General features: G+C 64.0%; 7 protein-coding genes and 1 pseudogene. 6 read left to right on the top strand and 2 right to left on the bottom strand.

What is annotated here, in order from left to right; all coding sequences use genetic code 11:
* The 3 genes and pseudogenes from ACRCSW_RS20695 to ACRCSW_RS20685 form a co-directional block, all read left to right on the top strand.
* Positions 1-223 (top strand): annotated as a pseudogene (locus tag ACRCSW_RS20695) (hypothetical protein); the annotation flags it as partial.
* Positions 223-432, top strand: coding sequence for a helix-turn-helix domain-containing protein (locus ACRCSW_RS20690; RefSeq protein ID WP_438707545.1), 210 nt, complete (start codon positions 223-225; stop codon positions 430-432). The pseudogene ACRCSW_RS20695 and the gene ACRCSW_RS20690, both read left to right, overlap by 1 nt.
* A 191-nt stretch (positions 433-623) precedes the next feature.
* Positions 624-2,141 carry an ATP-binding cassette domain-containing protein gene (locus tag ACRCSW_RS20685; protein ID WP_438707544.1) on the top strand — a complete coding sequence of 506 codons (1,518 nt, stop codon included), beginning with the start codon at positions 624-626 and terminating at the stop codon, positions 2,139-2,141.
* Here the strand turns inward: ACRCSW_RS20685 and ACRCSW_RS20680 are convergent.
* Entirely contained in the window at positions 2,138-2,611 is a 474-nt protein-coding gene (locus ACRCSW_RS20680) for an SRPBCC family protein (protein WP_438707543.1), read from the bottom strand. The genes ACRCSW_RS20685 and ACRCSW_RS20680 overlap by 4 nt on opposite strands.
* Positions 2,608-2,913, bottom strand: a complete 306-nt coding sequence (locus ACRCSW_RS20675) for an ArsR/SmtB family transcription factor (RefSeq protein WP_438707542.1) — start codon at positions 2,911-2,913, stop codon at positions 2,608-2,610. The genes ACRCSW_RS20680 and ACRCSW_RS20675 overlap by 4 nt, the downstream gene beginning before the upstream one ends.
* Before the next feature lie 247 nt (positions 2,914-3,160).
* Between ACRCSW_RS20675 and leuC the strand changes: the two genes are divergently transcribed.
* From leuC to ACRCSW_RS20660, 3 genes are all read left to right on the top strand, one after another.
* On the top strand, positions 3,161-4,579 hold the full coding sequence (gene leuC / locus ACRCSW_RS20670; RefSeq protein ID WP_438707541.1) for a 3-isopropylmalate dehydratase large subunit: 1,419 nt from the start codon (positions 3,161-3,163) through the stop codon (positions 4,577-4,579).
* A 3-nt stretch (positions 4,580-4,582) separates the two neighbouring features.
* Positions 4,583-5,338: a DUF3800 domain-containing protein gene (locus ACRCSW_RS20665; RefSeq protein WP_438707540.1), complete on the top strand. Its 756-nt coding sequence runs from the start codon at positions 4,583-4,585 to the stop codon at positions 5,336-5,338.
* Positions 5,339-5,506: 168 nt separating this feature from the next.
* Positions 5,507-6,294, top strand: a protein-coding gene (locus ACRCSW_RS20660) for an IS5 family transposase (RefSeq protein ID WP_438707539.1) whose coding sequence is annotated in 2 segments (ribosomal slippage) — positions 5,507-5,843 and positions 5,843-6,294 — 789 coding nt in all. Because the reading frame shifts where the segments join, the coding sequence is not laid out codon by codon here.
* Positions 6,295-6,299 lie beyond the last annotated feature (5 nt).

Genomic DNA, 6,299 nt, shown 5'->3' with positions numbered 1-6,299 from the left:
CCTGCAGATTGGCCGGGCGCTGATCCTGGTCGCGGTCTTCACGGTTGTGACGCCCACCCTTGTGACCCTGATCCTAAGCTGGAACGCCCCGCAAAGGACGCTCGCGATCGGGATCGACAGCGGCACGCTGGGCTTTCTGATGGCTGCGGGGCTTCTGACCGTGATCGGCTGGGCGATGCGCGAGGCGGCGCGGGTCAAGGCCGAGAACGAAGGGTTCGTCTGATGGAGATCGTGGTGCGGCTGGACGTGATGCTGGCGCGGCGCAAGATGCGGTCGCGCGAGTTGGCCGAGAAGATCGGGATCACCGAACAGAACCTGTCCCTGCTGAAGTCCGGCAAGGTCAAGGGCATCCGCTTCGACACCCTGGCCGCGATCTGCACGGCGCTGGATTGCCAGCCGGGGGATTTGCTGGAGGCGGTGGTGCCGACTTGACGCCTGACCCGGATTGCCGCACCCTCGCGTAGTCCAATGGGAGAGCCCGCGTGATCATTCGCGCCAACCATCACCACACGACCGGACCTGTCTTTGCCCCGCATGTGACTGTGCGGGGCTGATCGGGGTCTGACCGCTTCTCCGATCTGCCCGAACGGCAGCCTGCTGCCTTTGCGGACCGGAGACACCCCATGAGCCTTCTCACCCTGAAAGACGCCGGCATCACGCTTGGCGCACCCCTCTTCACCCAGCTTGACCTGACCCTGCAGCCCGGCGACCGGCTGGCGCTGGTGGCCCCGAACGGGCGCGGGAAGTCCACGCTTCGGCATGCCGTCGCAGGCCTGACCGATCTGACCGAGGGCCAGATCACCCGGCGGCGCGGCCTGATCACCGGACTTCTGACCCAGGATATGCCGCCCGATCTGGCCGGGCTGACGGCGCGTGAGGCGGTGGTCGCGGCGGCGGAGGATGCGCAGGACTGGCGCGCCGACATCGCGCTGGATGACCTGAACATCCCCGAGGCGTTGCGCGACCATCCGATGTCTGCGCTTTCCGGCGGCTGGCAGCGGCTCGTCATGCTCGCCCGGGTCTGGGTGGCCGAGCCCGACCTGATCCTGATGGACGAGCCGACGAACCACCTCGACCTTGCCCGCATCGGCCAGCTTCAGCGCTGGATCGCTGCCCTGCCGCGTGGCACCGGGTTGATCGTGGCCTCGCATGACCGGGCGTTCCTGGACGAGGTCTGCACCCGCACCCTCTTTCTGCGCGACCGTCAGTCGGTGCAGTTTGCCCTGCCGTATTCCCGCGCCGTGTTGGCGCTGGATGAGGCGGATGCCGCCATGGGCCGCCAGCACGACCTTGACCTGCGCGCGGCAAGGGCGCTTCGGCGGCAGGCGGCGAAGCTGAAGAACATCGGGATCAACTCCGGCAGCGACCTTCTGGTGGTAAAGACCAAGCAACTGACCGACCGCGCCGCGAAGATCGAGGCCGCAGCGGCCCCCGCCTACAAGACCAGGAGTGCGGGCGAAATCCGGCTGGATACCTCGGACGCGCATGCCCGTGCGCTGATCACCGTCAGCCCTTGCGAGGTCACCGCTCCGGACGGGCGCAGGCTGTTCCGCTGCCCGCAGCTTTGGATCACACCGGGGGATCGGGTGGTGCTGATGGGGGCGAACGGGGCAGGAAAGTCGCGGTTTCTTGCTCTGGTCGAGGCTGCGCTGAAGGGGGCGGACGGGCCGATCCGGGCCGCCACGTCGGTCGTGGCCGGGATCGCCGATCAGGGGCTGACCGGTCTTGACCCCAAGGCCACGCCACATGGGCTGATCACCGGTCGCTTCGATCTGGGCGATCAGGCCGCGCGGACGGTTCTTGCCGGGGCGGGGACTGCCCTGCCGCTCCAGACGACCGCAATCCGGGCGCTGTCAGGCGGACAGAAGGCACGGCTCGCCATGCTGGTGCTGCGGCTGACCCGTCCCAACTTCTTTCTGCTGGACGAGCCGACCAACCATCTCGACATCGAGGGGCAGGAGGCGCTGGAGGATGAACTGACCGCCAAGACCGCCGCTGCCCTTCTGGTCAGCCATGACCGCAGCCTGATCCGGGCGGTGGGTACGCGGTTCTGGTGGATCGACCAGGGCCGCCTGATCGAAGTGGACAGTCCGGAACCCTTCATCGTCCAGTCGCTGCTGGCCACGACGTCAGGAGATTAGACCGCCACCAACCCGGCAAAGCTTTCAACCAGCGCGCCCCAGCCGCGCGGGCTGTCGATGCTTTCCCGCAGCGCCGCCGCTTGCGCGCCATAGGCTTCGAGCCCCCGGTGCTCCAGCACCACGCGCGTCCCGGCGCCTTCGGGGGTGAAAGTCACCTCGACCTCGGTATGCAAAGCCGGGTCATAGGCGAACTCCGCGCTCAGCCGCCAGATCAGCACCAGCCGCCCCGGCGGGTCCCAGACCTTGACCTCGCCCCATTGGCAGACCTCGCCCTTCATCCCCGTCTCATACCAGCGCCCGCCGACACGGGGCTCGACCGTCAGTCCGGCCATGCCCGAGGGTGCGATGGAATGCGACTTGATCCACCAGGCTCCGATCTCTTCGACGAAGACCCGGAAGGCCCGAGTGGGTGTGCAGGCAACCGTCACGGTCTTGCGGACGGGTGCGATCATCGTGGCAGGTGCAGTCATTTCTCCTCCTCCGCAGCCTTGGCAAAGGCCGCCAATTGTTCGTCCCAGAACCGGTCAAGCCAGGCGCGCAGGGGCAAAAGGCCAGCCGGGTCGATCTGGTAGATCGTGCTTGCCCCCTTGGGCGTGCCCGCCACCAGCCCCGCTTCGCGCAGAACCTTCAGGTGCTGGCTGACGGCAGGCTGCGACACGGGAAGCCCCCGGGTGATCTCGGCCACGCTTGCCTTCCCTTCGACCAGCCGCTCAAAGACGCAACGGCGGGTGGGATCGGCAAGGGCGGAAAGGGTGTGTGATATATCAGTCATAACTTATCATAAGTCACAACGAATGATTCGAGTCAACCGACTCCGCTTGAACGCGCGGGGATAAGGGCGTATCTGGTGCGCCATGATCCGCTTTTTCGACATGGCCGACCATGACCGCCTGCCCTGGCGGTTCACCGCGCTGAACCGGTCTGTCCTCGCGCGACTTGCCTGACCGCAGATGGTGCGTGGGATCACGCACCCTACGCCGCCGTTCCCCAATTCACAGCCAATTTCCGAGAGATGAGCCATGACCGCTCCGCGCACGCTTTATGACAAGATCTGGGACGACCACGTCGTCCATCAGGCCGAGGATGGCACCTGCCTCCTCTACATCGACCGCCACCTCGTGCATGAGGTGACCAGCCCCCAGGCCTTCGAGGGCCTGCGCATGACCGGCCGCAAGGTTCGCGCGCCCGAGAAGACCATCGCTGTGCCGGATCATAACGTGCCCACCACGCTCGACCGCGCCAAGGGCGGGATGAACGAGGAGAGCCGCATCCAGGTGGAGGCTTTGGACACCAACGCCAAGGAATTCGGGATCAACTACTACCCCGTCTCTGATGTGCGGCAAGGCATCGTCCACATCGTCGGGCCGGAGCAGGGCTGGACCCTGCCGGGCATGACCGTGGTCTGCGGCGATTCGCATACCGCTACGCATGGGGCCTTCGGCTCGCTGGCGCATGGGATCGGCACGTCGGAGGTGGAGCATGTGCTGGCGACGCAAACGCTGATCCAGCGCAAGGCGCGCAACATGAAGGTGGAGATCACCGGTTCGTTGCGCCCCGGCGTGACCGCCAAGGACATCACCCTTTCGGTGATCGGCGAAACCGGTACGGCGGGCGGCACCGGTTATGTCATCGAATATTGCGGCCAGGCGATCCGCGAGCTTTCCATGGAAGGCCGGATGACCGTCTGCAACATGGCCATCGAGGGCGGCGCCCGCGCGGGCCTGATCGCGCCGGACGAGAAGACCTTCGCCTATTGCATGGGCCGACCCCATGCACCGAAAGGCGCGAAGTGGGAGGCGGCGCTGGCCTACTGGAAGACCCTCTACACCGACGAAGGCGCGCATTTCGACAAGGTCGTGACGATCCGCGGCGATGACATCGCCCCCGTCGTCACCTGGGGCACCAGCCCCGAAGACGTGCTGCCGATCACCGGTGTCGTCCCCTCGCCTTCGGATTTCACCGGCGGCAAGGTGGAGGCGGTGCAGCGCTCCCTCGACTACATGGGCCTGACCCCCGGCCAGAAGCTTTCCGAGATCGAGATCGACACCGTCTTCATCGGCTCCTGCACCAACGGCCGGATCGAAGACCTGCGGGCCGCCGCCGCGATCCTGAAGGGCAAGAAGAAGAAGGACGGGTTGCGGGCGATGGTCGTGCCTGGTTCGGGGTTGGTCCGCGCACAGGCGGAAGAGGAGGGCCTCGCCCAAATCTTCATCGACGCCGGTTTCGAATGGCGTCTGGCGGGTTGCTCCATGTGTCTCGCGATGAACCCCGACCAGCTCAGCCCCGGCGAACGCTGCGCGGCCACCAGCAACCGCAACTTCGAGGGCCGTCAGGGCAGGGGCGGTCGGACGCACCTTCTGTCTCCGGCCATGGCCGCTGCGGCGGCGATCACCGGGCGGCTGACGGATGTCCGGGAGATGATGGGCGAGATGGCCTGACCGGTGCCCGCGTTCTCAGACTATATTCTCTACTTCGACGAGAGCGGGTCTCCGGAACTTACACATGTCGACCCCGACTATCCGCTGTTCGTTCTGGCGGCCGTTCTTGTGTCGAAAGAGGATTATCTTTCGAGGATCGTTCCGGCAGTCCAGCGGCTAAAGTTCGATTTCGTGGGGCATGATCAGATCATTCTTCACGAGATTGATATCCGCAAGCAGGATGGAGACTTCCTGTTCCTTCGTCGGGACCAGGCCGTCCGGCTCGAGTTCCTGTCGAGAGTCGGACTGTTGGTGGAAGAAGCGCCGGTCGAGGCTATTGTTGCCGTCATACGGAAGGATTCGCTTAAGCGTCAATATGTTCGTCCGTACGATCCCTACAATATTGCGCTTCAGTTCTGTTTGGAGATGGCGGCGCAAAGACTCTACTGGCTTGGTCAAGAAGGCCGGGAAGTCGCGGCGGTCTTCGAACGTAGAGGATCGCGGGAAGATGCGGCGCTGGAACTAGCCTTCCGTCGGATTGTGGATGGCAAAACGGGCTTGAAGATTGGTGCAAAGAACGTGGCAAAGGTTGACGCGTTGAAGCGCTTCCTTTGGACGCCACGCTTCGTTAGCAAGAAGTCTAATTCAAGCGGCCTGCAACTCGCCGATCTACTTGCGCGACGTGTCGGACTCTCGATCTTGCGTCCGGATCAACCCAACAGGGCATTTGATACCATCAGGCCCAAGATAGCCGAAGGCATGTTGAAATGCTTCCCATAGCGACAAAAAACAAACGGCCCCCGAAAAAGTCCAGGAGCCGCCTGCCAACCGGGAAAAGCCCAGTCCTGCCAATGTAAGTAGGGGAAATAACCCCGAAAGTCAACCTAGGTCGTGTTGACAAAAGGGATTCACAAGGCGCGCTGATCGTGATTCAAGCTGGTGTCTGCAATGGAGACCAGCTTGGCACGAGACCTGATGTCGGACGAGGAATGGGCGTTTCATGAACACTTCATCTTGGCGATCCGCGCCGCGAACGGACGCAAGCCGATGAACCATCGTCTTGTTCTGGATGGGATTTTCTGGATCGCCCGGACGGGGTCGCCTTGGCGTGACCTGCCGGAAGAGTTCGGCAAGTGGTCAAGCGTCTACCGCCAGTTCCGGCGCTGGACGCTGGCCGGGCTCTGGGAGGGGATCATGGAGGCGCTGAATGAGAGCGGGGTGGCTCCCGATGCTCTGCAGATGATCGACAGTACCGTGATCCGCGCCCACCATCAGGCAGCGGGCGCAAAAGGGGGACTCCGCGACAGAGTTTTGGCCGTTCAAGAGGTGGCTTTACGACCAAGATCCACCTCCGCGTCAACGGCGTTGGCCTGCCCATGAGGGCAGAGATCACGCCGGGCGAGACCTCGGACTATCTCGGCTTCGATCTGGTCATGACCGATGATCTGCCAGAGCCGTCGGTCCTCCTCGCGGATCGTGGCTATGACTCTGACAACATTCGTAAAACCATGGAAGCACGCAACGTCGTCCCGGTGATCCCGATGCGCAAGAGCCGCAAGCTGCGCGTGGCTGTCGACCGCACCCTCTACAAGCTGCGCAACCTCGTCGAGCGCTGCTTCAACAAGCTCAAGAACGCCCGCCGCGTCGCCACCCGCTACGACAAGACAGCCGAAAGCTTCCTGGGCTTCATCGACATCACCTCAATCCGCCTATGGCTCCGCCATTTGTCAACATGACCTAG

This window comes from Tabrizicola sp. (assembly GCF_051645465.1).
GTDB lineage: Bacteria > Pseudomonadota > Alphaproteobacteria > Rhodobacterales > Rhodobacteraceae > Tabrizicola.
Note: the sequence above shows the minus strand (reverse complement) of the source record. Positions and strands in the feature narration are given on the sequence as shown.